This window comes from Amycolatopsis sp. QT-25, from assembly GCF_029369745.1.
GTDB lineage: Bacteria > Actinomycetota > Actinomycetes > Mycobacteriales > Pseudonocardiaceae > Amycolatopsis.
Genome location: NZ_CP120210.1, coordinates 6854274 through 6869760, shown reverse-complemented (window position 1 = coordinate 6869760; position 15487 = coordinate 6854274). Strand labels below are relative to the sequence as shown.

General features: G+C 67.8%; 15 protein-coding genes and 1 riboswitch. Of the genes, 7 read left to right on the top strand and 8 right to left on the bottom strand.

Going from position 1 to position 15487, the window contains the following annotated elements:
• Positions 1–23: 23 nt before the first annotated feature.
• On the bottom strand, positions 24–608 hold the full coding sequence (locus P3102_RS32050; protein ID WP_276364286.1) for a GNAT family protein: 585 nt from the start codon (positions 606–608) through the stop codon (positions 24–26).
• Positions 609–648: 40 nt separating this feature from the next.
• Between P3102_RS32050 and rsmA the strand changes: the two genes are divergently transcribed.
• The 5 genes from rsmA to P3102_RS32025 all read left to right on the top strand — a co-directional run bounded on the left by rsmA (position 649) and on the right by P3102_RS32025 (position 7713).
• A complete protein-coding gene (gene rsmA, locus P3102_RS32045) occupies positions 649–1485 on the top strand; it encodes a 16S rRNA (adenine(1518)-N(6)/adenine(1519)-N(6))-dimethyltransferase RsmA (RefSeq protein ID WP_276364284.1) in 837 nt (278 codons plus the stop codon).
• A 247-nt stretch (positions 1486–1732) separates the two neighbouring features.
• A riboswitch (SAM riboswitch) is annotated at positions 1733–1823 on the top strand.
• Between the two features lie 209 nt (positions 1824–2032).
• Complete coding sequence (locus P3102_RS32040) at positions 2033–3043, top strand: ATP-binding cassette domain-containing protein (RefSeq protein ID WP_276364283.1); 1011 nt, start codon at positions 2033–2035, stop codon at positions 3041–3043.
• 122 nt (positions 3044–3165) lie between these two features.
• Complete coding sequence (locus P3102_RS32035; RefSeq protein WP_276364281.1) at positions 3166–4131, top strand: 4-(cytidine 5'-diphospho)-2-C-methyl-D-erythritol kinase; 966 nt, start codon at positions 3166–3168, stop codon at positions 4129–4131.
• A gap of 66 nt (positions 4132–4197) precedes the next feature.
• Positions 4198–5970, top strand: a complete 1773-nt coding sequence (locus P3102_RS32030) for an ABC-F family ATP-binding cassette domain-containing protein (protein ID WP_276364280.1) — start codon at positions 4198–4200, stop codon at positions 5968–5970.
• A gap of 51 nt (positions 5971–6021) precedes the next feature.
• Positions 6022–7713 carry a fatty acyl-AMP ligase gene (locus tag P3102_RS32025; RefSeq protein ID WP_276364279.1) on the top strand — a complete coding sequence of 564 codons (1692 nt, stop codon included), beginning with the start codon at positions 6022–6024 and terminating at the stop codon, positions 7711–7713.
• A 61-nt stretch (positions 7714–7774) separates the two neighbouring features.
• On the opposite strand, the gene P3102_RS32020 is transcribed toward P3102_RS32025, so the two are convergent.
• The 4 genes from P3102_RS32020 to P3102_RS32005 form a co-directional block, all read right to left on the bottom strand.
• Entirely contained in the window at positions 7775–8104 is a 330-nt protein-coding gene (locus P3102_RS32020; protein ID WP_276364277.1) for a DivIVA domain-containing protein, read from the bottom strand.
• Positions 8104–8463, bottom strand: a complete 360-nt coding sequence (locus P3102_RS32015; RefSeq protein WP_276364275.1) for a DivIVA domain-containing protein — start codon at positions 8461–8463, stop codon at positions 8104–8106. The genes P3102_RS32020 and P3102_RS32015 overlap by 1 nt, the downstream gene beginning before the upstream one ends.
• A 158-nt stretch (positions 8464–8621) precedes the next feature.
• Complete coding sequence (gene pth / locus P3102_RS32010; protein ID WP_276364274.1) at positions 8622–9218, bottom strand: aminoacyl-tRNA hydrolase; 597 nt, start codon at positions 9216–9218, stop codon at positions 8622–8624.
• Between the two features lie 10 nt (positions 9219–9228).
• Positions 9229–9840: a 50S ribosomal protein L25/general stress protein Ctc gene (locus P3102_RS32005; RefSeq protein WP_276364272.1), complete on the bottom strand. Its 612-nt coding sequence runs from the start codon at positions 9838–9840 to the stop codon at positions 9229–9231.
• Between the two features lie 339 nt (positions 9841–10179).
• Between P3102_RS32005 and P3102_RS32000 the strand changes: the two genes are divergently transcribed.
• Together P3102_RS32000 and P3102_RS31995 are read left to right on the top strand one after the other, a co-directional pair.
• Positions 10180–11301, top strand: coding sequence for a hypothetical protein (locus P3102_RS32000; RefSeq protein WP_276364270.1), 1122 nt, complete (start codon positions 10180–10182; stop codon positions 11299–11301).
• Between the two features lie 96 nt (positions 11302–11397).
• A complete protein-coding gene (locus P3102_RS31995) occupies positions 11398–12015 on the top strand; it encodes an NAD(P)H-binding protein (RefSeq protein ID WP_276364269.1) in 618 nt (205 codons plus the stop codon).
• Here P3102_RS31995 and P3102_RS31990 read toward each other — a convergent pair.
• The 3 genes from P3102_RS31990 to glmU form a co-directional block, all read right to left on the bottom strand.
• Positions 12009–12884 carry a TIGR03621 family F420-dependent LLM class oxidoreductase gene (locus tag P3102_RS31990; RefSeq protein WP_276364267.1) on the bottom strand — a complete coding sequence of 292 codons (876 nt, stop codon included), beginning with the start codon at positions 12882–12884 and terminating at the stop codon, positions 12009–12011. The genes P3102_RS31995 and P3102_RS31990 overlap by 7 nt on opposite strands.
• 129 nt (positions 12885–13013) lie before the next feature.
• Complete coding sequence (locus P3102_RS31985) at positions 13014–13994, bottom strand: ribose-phosphate diphosphokinase (protein ID WP_276364266.1); 981 nt, start codon at positions 13992–13994, stop codon at positions 13014–13016.
• Positions 13991–15478, bottom strand: coding sequence for a bifunctional UDP-N-acetylglucosamine diphosphorylase/glucosamine-1-phosphate N-acetyltransferase GlmU (gene glmU, locus P3102_RS31980; RefSeq protein ID WP_276364264.1), 1488 nt, complete (start codon positions 15476–15478; stop codon positions 13991–13993). The genes P3102_RS31985 and glmU overlap by 4 nt, the downstream gene beginning before the upstream one ends.
• Positions 15479–15487 lie beyond the last annotated feature (9 nt).

Here is a 15487-nt window from a genome sequence, read left to right as displayed (position 1 = left end):
CCACAAGGTTGGTGGAGGCGGGATCACGTCGGCCGCCTGCCTGAGAGGTTCAGCTGTTCCCACTCCTCGCGGAGCACCCCGTAGACGACGGCGTCGTGCACGCCGCCGGGCCAGCGTCGAGCACGTCGGAACCGGCCTTCTTCGCTGAAACCCAGCCGTCGTCCGACTGCGATCATTCCCGGATTGCCCGAGTACGTCGCGAAGTCGAGCCGCAGTGCGTCGGTGCGGGAGAACAGGTAAGTCGTCCACAGTCCCAAGGCTTCGGTGCCGAATCCGCCGCCCCAGTACCGCTCGTCGTAGATGACCAGTCCCATCCGCCGCCAGTCGGTCTGCCTGCTTTCCCAATACCAGCTGACTCGGCCGATCAACTTGCCGTCACTCTGGTCGCACACGGCGAGGCTGGCGCGGGGGTCGGGCCGTTCGGCTGTGGTTGTGGTGAGCTCGATCGCCGTGGCTTCGGCGGCCGCCGCGGTCGGGGCGCCGAAGTAGGGCCCGTTGGTCTGGTGCCAAGGCCGCGCGGGATCGAGCAGGTCCTCGAGCGATCGGAGATCGGATGGCCCCCAGTCGCGCAGCCGGACTTTCTCACCTTCGAGTACGACGTCGTCCACCGGCCAATCGTGGCTTACCGCGGCTGACTACGATCGTCGGGTGACTGAACTGCTCGGCCCTGCGGAGATCAGGGCGCTTGCGGCCGAGCTGGACGTACGTCCGACCAAGAAGCTCGGCCAGAACTTCGTGCACGATCCCAACACCGTGCGCCGCATCGTCGACCTTTCCGGGATCGGCGAAGGGGACGTCGTGCTGGAAGTCGGGCCGGGCCTCGGCTCGCTGACCCTCGGGCTGCTCGCGACCGGTGCCGAGGTCGTCGCGGTGGAGATCGATCCCGTGTTGGCGAAGCGACTGCCAAACACCGTCGCCGAACGAGGCGGGGCCGAAAGGCTGAAGGTCGTCGGCGCGGACGCTTTACGGATCACAGCGGACGATCTCCCCGCACGGCCGACCGCGCTCGTCGCGAACTTGCCGTACAACGTCGCGGTCCCCGTCGTGCTTCACCTGCTCGCCGAGCTGCCGTCGTTGACCAGCGGCCTCGTAATGGTCCAGACCGAGGTCGCGGACCGAATGGCGGCGGGCCCGGGGAGCCGGACCTACGGCGTGCCCAGCGTCAAACTCGCGTGGTACGGGAAGGCGCGGAAGGTCGCCGCGGTGCCTCGCACCGTGTTCTGGCCGGTTCCGAATGTGGACTCCGCCCTGGTCGCGTTCGAACGGGGTGAAGTGGTGTGGTCCGTCGACCGACAGCGGCTGTTCGCGGTGGTGGACGCCGCCTTCTCGCAACGGCGGAAGACCTTGCGTGCCGCATTGGCGTCATGGGCCGGTTCCGCCGAACGCGCGGAGGAGTTGCTCGAGAAGGCGGGGATCGACCCCAAGACCCGCGGCGAGCAGCTGGATGTCCACCAGTTCGCTCGGATCGCCGCCGCGGCCGTCTGACCGACCGCGGCCGGGGTGGCCGGCACGGTGTGGACGCGGGTTCGTCAAGGTAAGCACGGCTGCGTAAATCCTCTTCTCGATCTACCCGAGTCAAAGCCGTCTTGGCAGGCAGCACGCCTGCCATAGTTCGGGAGCACCTCTCTGCGTCTCATGATATGAACTACTGTTCCTGTATTGTGGACGCGACCAGACGTGTGATCTGCGCCTACGTGCTTGCTTTCATCCAGTGGGATCGGTTTTACTCAGTGAGCCATCCCGAGCGACTGAGAGACCTGGCTCGCCGACGTCGCAGCAACCACCCTCCACAGGGCAGGTGCTACAGCCAGGACCGATGGAGGCTGTGCCGAATGAACAGGGTCACCCACCCGCTCCTGCTGACCAGGCGACGTGTCGTCGATGAAGGTCGCCGCACGGTAAGTGCGTGTCGACGCTCCACCGTTACTGCCTGAGTTCTTCCCTTATCTCTGAATCCGTCCGTTCCGGACGGCTACTCGGTGACGGTTGGCGCGCTCGAAAGAAGCAGCGCCCCATGTGCATGGAGCCCTTCGTGATCACTGTCGAAAACCTGTCCAAATCCTTTCCCCTCAACGGAAATCCCGTCGTCGCCCTGCGCGACGTGAGCGTGGACATCCAAGCCGGTTCGCTTTTCGGAGTCGTGGGTCCGGCCGGCTCCGGCAAGTCGACCCTCGCTCGTTGCATCGGCCTTCAGGAGCGCCCCGACCGCGGTGTCGTCCGGCTCGACGGCCTCAACACCGGCACCCTCGACGGACGTCGGCTGCGCGAGATCCGCCGTCAGGTCGGTGTCGTGAGCACCAAACCGGAATTGCTCGCCGAGCGCACCATCGCCGGCAACATCGCCTCGCCGCTCGAACAGCTCGGCCTCGACGGGCCGCAACGCCGCACCCGGGTCGGTAACCTGCTCGACCTGGTCGGACTCAGTCCCAGGGCCGGCCAGCGGCCGGGCGACCTGACCGAGGGGCAGCTGCGCCGGGTGGCCATCGCCAAGGCTCTCGCCGCCGGGCCGTCCGTGCTCCTGGCCGACGACCCGACCGCGGGTGTGCAGCCCGAGGAGTCCGGCGCGGTCCTGACCGTGCTCGACCGGGCGCGTGCCGAGCTCGGGGTCACCGTGTTGCTCACCACTCCCGACGCCGGCGTGGTCCGCCGTGTCTGCGACGACGTCGCGGTCCTCGAGGCCGGAGCGATCATCGAACGGGGAACCGTGCTCGACCTGGTCTCCGACCCGAACAGCCGGACCGCGCAGGCGCTGCTTCCCGCGATCGAGACCGGACGGGCGCAGGCGTCGAAGTACGATCGAGCGGTGGACGTCGTGCTCATCGGCTTCGCTTCGGTCGGTGCGCTGCTGCCGGAAGCCGCCGGTCGCTTCGACGTCGAACTCGCCACCATCGGCGGCGGCCTGACCCGGATCGGTGACACGCCGGTCGGCCGGTTCCGCCTCGGTGTGCGCGGTGAGCGCGCGGACGCCGCGCTCGCCTGGATCGTCGAACGCGGCGGCCATGTGACCCACCCGGTCCGCGGACCGCAGGGCGTCGCCGCCTGATTTCCCCGCGAACGGGCCGCCCAGGACGAAACCTGTCCGGACGGCCCGTTTCGTGTCTGACTCGTCCCGTTCTCCTTTCTCCTGCTGACAGCGCAAGGGGAGCGGCCACGTAGTCTTGACTGGTGCTCGCCGTCGTACCGCCCCCAGTGACCGTCAGGGTCCCCGCCAAGGTCAACCTGCACCTGTCGGTCGGTGACGTACGCCCGGACGGCTACCACGAGTTGGTGACCGTGTTCCAGGCGCTTTCCCTGACCGATGAGGTGACCGTCGCGGTCACTGAAGATCCCGGCGTCGAGGTGTACGGCGAAGGTGAAGGCGCAGTGCCGACAGGGGCCAACAACCTCGCCTGGAAGGCGGCGCAGGCATTGGCGGCCCACGTCGGCAAGGCGGACGGCGAGCCCAAGGTCCGAGTGGTGCTGCGCAAAGGCATCCCGGTAGCGGGTGGGATGGCCGGTGGCAGCGCCGACGCGGCCGCGACCCTGGTGGGCCTCGCGTCGCTCTGGAAGCTCGACATCTCCCGAGACGAATTGGCGGGTATCGCCGCGAAGCTCGGCAGCGATGTTCCTTTCGCTCTCTACGGCGGAACGGCGCTGGGCACCGGCCGAGGTGAGCAGCTGGTGCCGGTCTTGTCGAGGCACACGTTCCACTGGGTTCTGGCGTTCGACCAGCGTGGTCTTTCGACTCCGCGGGTGTTCGGCGAGCTGGACAGGTTGCGCGAAGAGGGCAGCCCGCCTCGGATCGGTTCGCACACTCCGGTGGTCGAGGCGCTGGCCTCCGGTGATCCGCGGCAGCTGGCGTTGCTTCTCGGCAATGACCTGCAGGCGGCGGCGGTCTCGTTGCGGCCGGGATTGCGGCGTACGTTGCGGGCGGGGGTCAACGCGGGCGCGCTCGCCGGCACCGTGTCCGGATCCGGGCCGACCTGCGCCTTTCTGTGCGCGGACGCGCAGTCCGCCGTCGAGGTCGCCGCGGAGCTGTCCGGTGCGGGGGTCTGTCGCACGGTGCGTGTCGCACACGGGCCGGTTCCCGGGGCCCGGCTGGTCGGCGGGGATGACGCGCCGCGGCCGTCGCCGCCTCGGGTGCACGCATGAGGGTGTCCGAAATGGACACCGACTAATTCGTTGTGTTGCAAGCTTTCGGAAAGGATCGGCTGAGGCATGGCCAACTTGGTCAACCTGGAGTCGGTGAGCAAGTCCTTCGGGGTGCGCCCGCTGCTCGACGGTGTTTCGCTCGGTGTGGCGGAGGGGCAGCGTATCGGTGTCGTCGGTCTCAACGGGGGCGGAAAGACGACGCTGCTGGAGGTCCTCGCGGGGATCGCCGAGCCGGATACGGGACGCGTCAGCCAAGTCCGTGGCCTGCGGATGGCCGTGGTCACCCAGCGGACCGAACTTCCCGACGGCAGCACGGTCGGAGATGTCGTACTGGAGCGCTACGGCGCGGAGCACGAGTGGGCCGCTGACGCGCGAGTCCGGTCCATTATGGACGGTCTGGGCATCACCGCTCTCGGAATCGAGAAGGCGACGGCGAACCTGTCCGGTGGCGAACGGCGCCGCGTGGCGTTGGCGGCCGCCCTCACCGGTGAACTGGATCTCGTCGTCCTCGACGAGCCCACCAACCACCTGGACGTGGAAGGTGTGCGCTGGCTCGCGGATCACCTGCTCAACCGCAAGATCGCGGTCGTGGTCGTCACCCACGACCGGTGGTTCCTCGACACGGTCGCGAGTGTGACCTGGGAGGTCGCCAACGGTCGCGTCGAGCAGTACGAAGGCGGATACGCGGACTGGATCTTCGCGCGGGCCGAGCGGGCGAGGCTGGCGGCGACGGCCGAGGAAAAGCGGCAGAACCTGGCTCGTAAAGAGCTCGCATGGCTGCGTCGCGGTCCGCAGGCCAGGACGTCGAAGCCGCGCTACCGTGTCGAGGCGGCGGAGGCCTTGATCTCCGACGTGCCGGAGCCGCGGGATTCGGTCGAGCTGCAGGCGTTCGCCCGCCGCCGGCTGGGGAAGACCGTGCTGGAAATCGAGGACGCCACGTTGACCGTCGGCGACCGCACCCTGCTCGACCACGTCACGTGGCGGATCGGGCCGGGCGACCGGATCGGTCTGGTCGGCGTCAACGGGTCGGGCAAGACGACACTGCTCAAGCTGCTCGGCGGTGACACCGACCCCGAAACGGGGCGGCGTGTCCAAGGCAAGACGGTCAGCCTCGCGCACCTGCGGCAGGAGCTCGACGATCTGCCAGGTGATCTGCGCGTGCTGCAGGCGATCGAAGAAGTCTCGGGGCGAGTTGTGTTCGGCAAGCAGGAGCTCACCGCTTCGCAGCTGGCCGAGAAGCTGGGGTTCCCCGCGTCGAGGCAGTGGACGCCGGTCGAAGACCTTTCCGGTGGGGAACGGCGCCGCCTCCAGCTGTGCCGGCTTCTGATGGCCGAGCCCAACGTGCTGCTGCTCGACGAACCGACGAACGATCTCGATATCGACACTTTGCAACAGCTGGAAGATCTGCTCGATTCGTGGCCGGGCAGCCTCGTCGTCGTTTCGCACGACCGGTACCTGGTGGAACGCGTCTGCGACACGATCGTCGCTTTGTTCGGGGATGGGCAGGTGACGCATCTGCCGGGCGGGATCGAAGAGTACTTGGACCGGCGCGTCAAGAGCCTTGAAAAGGCCGGTGTCGGTCGGAAGCAGGGCAACGGGCAGGCCTCCGCGCCCAAGAAGAGCGCCGCGGAACAGCGTGCGGCGCAGAAGGAGCTGTCCCGTCTCGAACGCAAGCTCGACCAGCTGCACGCGAAGGAAGAGAAGCTGCATGCGGCACTGCTCGGCGCGGCCACCGACCCGACGAAGCTCATCGAACTGAACACCGAACTCAAAGCCGTCGAAACGGAGAAGGAGGAGGTCGAGGCCCAGTGGCTGGAGACCTCCGAAGCCGCGGAGTGAGTTCACTCGACGGCGAGCGCGTCTTTCGGCGCGGACAGTAGTGTGACGCGCATGAGTCGGTTCGTGGACACGCTCGTCGCCACCGCGGCGGGGCGAGGTCAGCAGCGGGGAATGGTCACCGGGGAGCCCAAGGAGCCGGTTCGGCGTACGTGGGCCGAGATTCACGAGCAAGCCAAGCGGGTCGCCGGGGGTCTGGTGACGGCCGGGCTCGAGCCGGGCAAGGCGGTGGCGGTCCTGGCGGCGGCGCCGTCGCTGATCGCGCCGACGGTCCAGGCGGTATGGCTCGCGGGCGGCAGCGTGACGATGCTGCACCAGCCCACGCAGCGCACCGACCTCGCCGAATGGGCCGAGGACACCGTTCGCGTGCTGCGGATGATCGGCTCCGACCTGGTGCTGCTCGGTGAGCCGTTCGACCAGCTGGCGCCGGTACTCACCGAGCACGGCATCGCGTTCCAGGTCATCACCGAACTGCTCGAAGCCGAACCGCTGGCGGAGCCGGTGCCGACGGCCGAATCGGACACGGCACTGTTGCAGCTGACCAGTGGATCGACAGCCGACCCGAAGGCCGTTCGAATCACCTACGGAAATCTGTACTCGAACGTCAAGGCGATGGTCGAACGCGCCGAGTTCGATTTCGACGTCGACGTGATGGTTTCGTGGCTGCCCACGTTCCACGACATGGGAATGGTCGGCTTCCTGACGGTCCCGATGACGTTCGGCGTCGAACTCGTCAAGATCACGCCGCTCGAGTTCCTGTCGGGACCGTTGATCTGGCCGCAGCTGATCAGCAAGTACAACGGCACGACCACGGCCGCGCCGAACTTCGCCTACGCGATCGTGGGCAAGCGAATGGCCCGTGTCGAGGACGACAACGCTTACGATCTCTCGAAGCTGCGCATCGCGTTGAACGGCGCCGAGCCGATCGACGAGACGGCCGTGCAGACGTTCGTCGAGGCCGGGGCCCGGTTCAAGATGCCCGCCGAATGCGTTTTCCCCGCGTATGGCATGGCGGAGGCGACTCTCGCGGTGTCGTTCGCGCCTTTGTTCACCGGTTTGACGCTGGACGTCATCGAAGCCGACGCGCTCGAGGCGGACAACCGCGCGGTGCCGGTCCCCGAAGACGACCCACGGCGCGGGACCGACGAGGTCCGCTCTTTCGCGGTGCTCGGGCCACCGCTCGACGGGCTCGAAGCCGAGATCGTCGACGACAAGGGCACCGTGCTCGGTGAGCGCGAGGTCGGGGAGATCCGCCTGCGCGGCGAGGCCGTGACGCCGGGGTACCTGACCATGGAAGGCCCGCTCGCGACACAGGGCGAGAACGGCTGGCTGCTCACCGGCGACCTCGGTTATCTGGTCGACGGCATGATCGTGATCTGCGGCCGTCGCAAGGACGTCATCATCATGGGCGGCCGGAACCTGTATCCGACCGACATCGAACGGGCGGCGACCTCGGTCGAAGGGGTCCGGGCGGGGAACGCCGTGGCCGTGCGGATCGACGCCGGCAGCCGCCGGGAGCGGTTCGCCGTCGTCGTCGAATCGAAGCTCGCCGGGGACCCGGAAACGGAGAAGGCGCTGGCGAAGGAGATCGCGGCCAAGGTGCGCGGTGCCGTCGACATGCGGCCCTTCGCGGTCGTGGTGGTGCCGGCGGGAAGCCTGCCCAAGACGCCCTCGGGCAAGGTGAAACGGGCCGCGACCGCCACCCAGTTCGCGGACAAGATCGCCAAGAACGCGGCGACCGGCTGACCCGAAAGGGTCGGACCCGCCGATGACGCGGGCCCGGCCTTTTCGTGGCATCTCCCGGTGGTCAGCGGCGTCGCCAGGGTGGCTTACGGGTGTGGGTGTGTTCCAAGGCGGGCGCGATGTAGTAGTCGGCCGACTGGGACAGTCCGGCCAGCGTTCCTTCGATATCCCGGAGGAACGCGTCGACGGCCGCCGGGTCGTAGCCTCGTTTCGAAAGCGGCGCTTTGGCGAACGCCACGTTGTGGACGTCCGAAACCGACAGGTCGTCGTCGCCGTCGAGAGTTGCCGCGACCCGCTCGAGGAACGCGTCGACCGCCGGTTCGTGATAGCCCCGTGCGCCGATCGGCGCACGGTCGAACTGCCGGGTTCTGGCCTCGAATGCGGTTACGGGCACTAGCGCTCCCGCAGGAACTCGACGAGGCCGCGTTCCGGAACGGCGCGTTCGGCGGTCGCCTCATCCTCTCCACGCGCGCCGGGCACCTTGAGTACGGGCTGGCCGGTCCGGTGAGCGAGTTGCTCTTCGACCGTGTCGAGGAAATCGTCGACTTCGCGTTCGTCGTAGCCGCGCTTGCCGATCAGCGGGCGCGAGAACATGACGTGGTGAACCTCGGCGGCCGTCAGGTCGTCCCGGTCCGAGATCGTGTCGGCGATCCGCTCCAGAAACGCGTCGACCTCGTGTTTGGCGTATCCGCGCCGCCCGATCGGGGCGTTGGGGAAAGTGGCGCCGGTGATGTCTTCGGCCGTGAACGACATGAAACTCTCTCCGGTTTCGGTGGGGAATGCGATCTCCGCATTCCGTCCTAACGGGTTTGAGAGTTCCCCGGAAGAGCTCGCGCTGTCTCACGACTCGATCAGGGACGTGATGAACGCCTTCGGGTGATGTGGTGTGACACAACGCCACGTGCTCGGTTTCACCCAGCGTGGAAGGTGTTCTGGGCCGCGACGAGTCCGGTGCCGATAAGTGCTTCGACGGCGTCGGCGCAACGATCGATCTCGAAAGCGAGCTCTTTGCGTTCGACCGTCGAGAAGTCTTTCAGCACGAAATCCGCCGGATCCTGCCGTCCCGGCGGACGGCCGACACCGAAACGGACACGGTAGTAGTCCTTCGTGCCGAGAGATTTGGTGATCGAGCGGAGACCGTTGTGCCCGTTGTCGCCGCCACCCAGTTTCAGCTTCAGCGCGCCGAAGTCGACGTCCAGTTCATCGTGGACGACCACGACACCGGCCGGGGGGATCTTGTAGAACCGGGCCGCGCCCACGACGGGACCGCCCGAAAGGTTCATGTACGAGCGCGGCTTGGCCAAGACCACCCGCCGCCCAGCGAGCCGTCCTTCGAGGATCTCGGCACCGCTCTTGTGGGCCTTGAACTTGCCGCCGACGCGGTGGGCGAGCTCGTCGAGCACCATGAAGCCGACGTTGTGCCTGTTGCCCGCGTACTGGGGGCCGGGATTGCCGAGGCCGGCGAGCAGGATCTGCTCGCCGGCCCCGGGAAGTACTGCTTCGGTCACATCAGTGACTTTATTCGGCGTCCTCGGCGGGAGTCTCGGCCGCCTCGGCAGCACCCTCGTCGCCCTCGAGCGCGGACTCGGACGGCGCCTCGTTCACGGCGACGACCAGGGCATCGGGGTCGGTGACCAGCGAGGCGCCCTTCGGCAGGACCACGTCCGAGGCGTTGATCTGGGTGCCGGCGACGACGCCCTCGACCGAGACCTCGACCTGCTCGGGGATGTGCAGCGCCTCGACCTCGATCTGGAGGGCGTCGAGGTCGGTGGTGACCAGGGTGCCCGGGCCGGGGGTACCGGTGACGACGACGGGGATGTCGACGGTGACCTTCTCGCCGCGGATGACGACCAGCAGGTCGACGTGCTCGATGTAGTTCTTCAGCGGGTGGACGACGATGGTCTTCGTCAGCGCCAGCTCGCTCTTGCCCTCGAGGTCGAGGGTGATGACGGCGTTGCTGCCGTTCTCACGCACGACACGGGCGAACTCGATGGCGGGCAGGGCGTAGTGGCGCGGTTCCGAGCCGTGCCCGTACAGCACCGCGGGGATCTTGCCGGCGCGACGCGTGCGGCGCGCGGCACCCTTGCCGAATTCGGTGCGGGGCTCGACGGACAGGCGTACCTCGGACACGGTGTAGCACTCCTTCAATTCACCAACATGTTCAGCGAAATCATGCTGAGGTGGGGATGGTTCGGGGCGGTTCTGGTGTTCGGCGGCGAATTCCACAGGCGTGCTCGACCGCGTGTGGCCACTCAAGCCGCCGCGTCGATCACGTCGGGCACCAGGTGCTCACGGAACCCGCCTCGCCGAGACCGGGAAAGTGTAGACCAACCGGTCGCGCGGGGGTCCCGCCGGGTGGCTCGTTCAGGTGACAAGTCGGTGACAGCTGCTTCGGGAACCCGCGAATGCGGTGGTGCGTGGCCCTTTCCTAAGGTGTGATCTCCTCGCACGTGAGACAAAGGGGGCGGAATGCCGGTACGACGGTCGAGGATCGGCGCGGTCGCTGCCCTGTGCTGCCTCGTGGCCGGTTGCGATGTCGCGATCGACGGCGCGGCGGGGATCTCGCCGGCCGAGCAACAGCGGGTCGACCGGCGCGCTGAGCAGCGCGGCGCTGTCGAGAGCGCGCTCAAGGCGCTGGAACAAGCACCGGCCGTTGTCTACAAGTCGACAATCAAAGATGCTTCGGGTCAACCCGCCGAACTGCAGTTCCGGATCACTCGCAACGGCAGCGCGCACGGTGCGCTGCCGGTCGACGGCAAGGCCGTCCAGGTCATCTCGGCAGACAAGCAGCTGTACGTTTCGGCGACGCCGGAGTACTGGAAGGCGCACGGGCTCGGCAACAGCGACCTGTACGGCACCGGTTGGGTGCGCACGGACAGCTCGGACCTGCCGGTGAACGTCGTCGAGGTGCTCAATCCGCGCAAAACCGCGTCGACACTCCGGACCGCGGTGGCCGGGATGGACCCGCTGACCGATCCGGTCCGGTCGAAGTTGCCGGACGGGACCGAGGTCTACGACGTCGAGAGCGGGCTCGGGGTACTGCGGGTGACCGCCGCGGCGCCGCACCGCGTCGTCGGTTTCGCGCCTTCCCTCGTCGCGGCGGCGGCCGGCAAGACGCTCGGTGCCGAGATGCGGGTCGAGCCGCTCACGGGGGACGCGCTCAAAAAGCTCCAAACCGAGCTGGACGGCGCGGTCGGCGGGATCGGGCAGCCGTTCGACGCGCTCACCCAGGTCAACGTCAGCGTCGTCAACGACAAGCTGGACTGCGCGGACTTCGTCGGAACCTGCCGGGCGACCATCGATGTCGCCAACACCGTCCTCGGCGGGGCGAGCGGGACGCCCGTCCACCTGACGCTGACCGTCGACTTCACCGCGCAGTCCCTCGGCGCGCAGTCCTGCACGGCGGCCGCCGACGCGGCGCCGGACACGACGACGAGCATGACCTGTGAGGTCAAGTTCAAACTGCCGAATCGGAACGCCAGCTATCAAGTCCAGGCGAAGCCGTCGGCCCGCGGGGAAGTCCGGGTGCCGGTCGACGTCAACGGCGTTCGCGAAAAGCTCAAGGCCGAGTTCGCCACGCTGGGCGGTTGACCTGCACGCTCACCTCGGGGTGCGTTGCCTACGTTGAAGTAGCCGAACTCGCGTTCTTAGCATCGGCGTGGTCGCCGAGGAAAAGGGAGAACGCGAATGGCGAAGTTGGTTGTTTTCGGAGGAACCGGATACGCGGGCGGGAAGATCGTGGAGGAGGCTCGTGGCCGCGGTTACGAGGTCCTGGCGGTGTCGAGGAACGCCGAAGGCGAGGGGACCCGGGCGGGGTCACTCTACGACGAGGCCTTCCTCGCCGATGTCGCCAAGGGCGCCGACGTCTTGGTCATCGCGGTGCACGGGCAGAGCGGTCTGCTCGACGCGGTGCCCTCGATCGCGCAGATCGCGAAGGACAACGGTGCGCGGATCGGCGTGGTCGGCGGGGCGGGCAGCCTGCGCGTGGCCGAGGGCGGGCCGCGACTGATCGACACCCCCGAGTTCCCGGACGAGTACAAGGGTGAAGCCGGGGCGCACGCCGAGGTGCTGGAAGCTTTCCGGAAGCTTCCCGAGGACGTCGATTGGTTCTACCTCAGCCCGGCCGCGGAGTTCGGCGCGTGGGCCGAAGGCCAGCGGACCGGTGAGTTCCGGCTCGGCGGTGACGTGCTCCTCGCCGACGAGAACGGGAATTCGAAGATCGGCGGCACCGATTACGCGATCGCGTTCGTCGACGAGATCGACAAGCCGGAACACCGCCGTCAGCGGTTCTGCGTCGCTTACTGACCGGACAGTTCCTTCACGACCGGCGCGAATGCTTCCAGCATCGGTTCGAACACGGTGATGTAGGAGAAGCCGTACCGCTCGCGACGCTCCTGGAGCTGGCGGACGATTTCGGCGACGGTGCCGAAAAGCAGTTGAGGTGTTTCGAGGAGGACGTCGACGTCGAGGCCGTCCTGGTCTTTGACTTCTTCGCGCCAGGCCTCGGCGGCCGCGCGCCGGTCGTCCGTGACCACGACCCGCTGGACGAGCATGTTCAGTTCGGGAGCCCGGCCGTTCGTGTGCGAGCGGAAGAAGGCGACGCGTTCGTCCATGCGCTCGGCGTCGTCGAGTCGGAAGGTGCCGGGCGGCTTTCCCGGTGCTTGCCGAAGGCCCGCGAAGCCGGCGATGTCGGCTTCGCGGGCGGCGAGGGAGAGCACGCCATCGCTGTTGCCCGCGAGGAGCAGCGGCGGGGGCGTGATCTCTTCTTCAGCGAAGTGTTCGCGCAGGTGGTCCAGGCTTTGGGCGAGGTACTCGATCCGTTCCTTCGCCGGAGTCCACGGCAGGCCGGCACGGTCGAATTCCGATTTCATATGACCGGAGCCGAGGCCGAGGTCCAGCCGGTCGCCCGTCATCTTCACCGTCGTGACGACTTCGCGTGCGAAGAGCGCGGCGTTGTAGAAGGCCATGTTGGTGACGAGAGTGCCGACGCGTGGCCGTCGGGTCACGGCGGCGGCCATGGTCAGCGCCGGGAACGGCGCGTTGCGTCCTGGCCCGAGATGGTCGGGCACGGAGAGGACATCGAATCCGAGGGCCTCGACGCGGCGGCACTTCGCGACCCAGTGTTCGCGGTTCTCGGCGCCCCACAGGTTCACGCCGAACTTGAATTTCCCCATGAACGGCAACGTAGCCCCGTCGGGTGGCCGGGCGCGCGCCGTTTCGCGAGGAGCCGAAAACGCAGCGAGGGACCTTTGCTGTCACTCTCCGAAAGAGAGCGACAGCAAAGGTCCCTCGCTGCGATGGGGTCAGGCGTTGCCGTCGAAGAGGGACGTGACCGACCCGTCCTCGAAGACCTGCTGGATGGCCTGCGCCAGCAGCGGCGCGATGGACAGCACGGTCAGGCCCGGGAACCGCTTCGCCTCCGGGATCGGCAGCGTGTTGGTGACGATCACCTCGCGCGCCTTGCAGTTCGACAGCCGCTCGGTGGCGGGGTCGGACAGGATGCCGTGGGTCGAGGCGATGACGACGTCGGCCGCGCCTTCGTCGAGCAGGGCCTCGGTGGCCTTCACGATCGTGCCGCCGGTGTCGATCATGTCGTCGATCAGCACGCAAAGCCGGCCGCGGACCTTGCCGACGACGCGGTTGGCGACGGCCTGGTTCGGCTTGTCCGGGTCACGGGTCTTGTGGATGAAGGCGATCGGCCGGTCACCCAGCTGCGCCGCCCACTTCTCGGCGAGCCGCACCCGGCCCGAGTCCGGCGAGACGACGGTGATGTTCTCGTTCTGGTAGGTCTTGTTGATGTGCGCGGCCAGCACGTTCTGCGCGAGCAGGTGGTCGACGGGGCCGTCGAAGAAGCCCTGGATCTGCGCGGTGTGCAGGTCGACCGTCATGATCCGGTCGGTGCCCGCGGTCTTGAACAGGTCCGCGATCAGGCGCGCGGAGATCGGCTCGCGGCCCTTGTGCTTCTTGTCCTGCCGCGCGTAGGGGTAGAACGGCATGATCACGGTGATCCGCTTGGCGCTCGCGCGCTTGAGGGCGTCCACCATGATCAGCTGCTCCATCACCCACTCGTTGATGGGCGCCGGGTGGCTCTGGATCACGAACGCGTCGGTCCCGCGCACCGATTCGTTGAACCGGACGAAGATCTCCCCGTTGGCGAAGTTGTGCGCGGTCTGCGGAACGACCGACACGTTGAGGTGCTTGGCGACCTCTTCCGCTAGTTCCGGATGTGCGCGCCCGGAGAAGAGCATCAGGTTCTTCTTCGGTGTTCCGGACTTCGAGCTCATGCTGGCGACTCCCCGTCGTTTCCCTTGTTCGAATCGGACACGGCGGTGGTGTCCTGCTTCGCGGCGGAAGCTGCTTCCGCCGCGGGTGTGCCCGGCCTGCGCCGGGGCACCCAGTCCTCGATGTTGCGTTGCGGCCCGGTGGACACGGCGAGCGCGCCCGGGGGCACGTCTTGCCTGATCACGGTGCCCGCACCACTGTAGGCACCGTCACCGATGGTCACCGGGGCGACGAACGTGTTGTCCGCGCCGAGCCGCACGTGGGAGCCGATCGTGGTGTGGTGCTTGTTCACGCCGTCGTAGTTGACGAAGACGCTGGAACACCCGATGTTGCTGTTCTCGCCGATGGTCGCGTCGCCGACGTAGGTCAGGTGCGGAACCTTCGTCCCGGCGCCGATGTCGGCGTTCTTCGTTTCGACGAACGCGCCGAGTTTGCCCTTGGTCCCCAGTTTGGAACCGGGGCGCAGGTAGGTGAACGGGCCGACCTTCACGCCGTCGCCCAATTCCGAATCCGAACCGTGCGTCCGCACCACCGACGCTCCCGCGCCGACGGACACGTTCTCCAGGGTGCTGTCCGGGCCGATCAGCGCGCCCTCGCCGACCGACGTCGAACCCTTCAGCTGTACGCCGGGCTCGATGACGACGTCGCGCGACAGGGTCACGCCCGCCTCGATCCAGGTGCTCGCCGGGTCGACGACGGTGACGCCCGCGCGCTGCCAGCCGCGGACGATGCGGCGGTTCAATTCGGCGCCGAGGACGGAGAGCTGCACGCGATCGTTGACCCCTTCGGTCACCCACGGGTCGTCGATGACCAGCGCGCCGACGCCCTTGCCGTCACCGCGGGCGATGCCGAGGACGTCGGTGAGGTAGAGCTCGCCCTGCGCGTTGTCCGTCGAAAGCCTCGAGAGCCCGTCGACCAGGATCGCGGCGTCGAAGGCGTAGACGCCGGAGTTGATTTCGGCGATTTCGCGCTGTTCGGGGGTGGCGTCCTTCTGCTCGACGATCGAGGTGACGACGCCGTTCTCGTCGCGGACGATGCGGCCGTAGCCGGTCGGGTCCTCGACCATCGCGGTCAGCACGGTGACCGCGTCGCCGGTGGAGGTGTGCTCGGCGACCAGGGAAGACAGCGTTTCGGTGTCGAGCAGCGGGACGTCGCCGTAGCTGACGACGACGGTGCCGGTCAGTCCGGCCGGTAGTGCCGAGAGCGCGCACGAGACGGCGTGCCCGGTCCCCTTTTGTTCTTCCTGGACGGCTGTGACGACCTCGCGGCCGAGTGCCTCGCCGACCTTCGCCAGCCGCGCGCCGACCGAGTCGCGACCGTGGCCGACGACCACGACCAGATGGTCCGGGCTCAGTCCCGCCGCGGCCCGGACCGCGTGCTCGACCAAGGGGCGGCCGGCGATCGGGTGCAGCACCTTCGGGGTGGACGAGCGCATGCGGGTGCCCTCACCCGCGGCGAGGATCAACGTGCTCAGCGGGCCGGTCACGGCACTCCC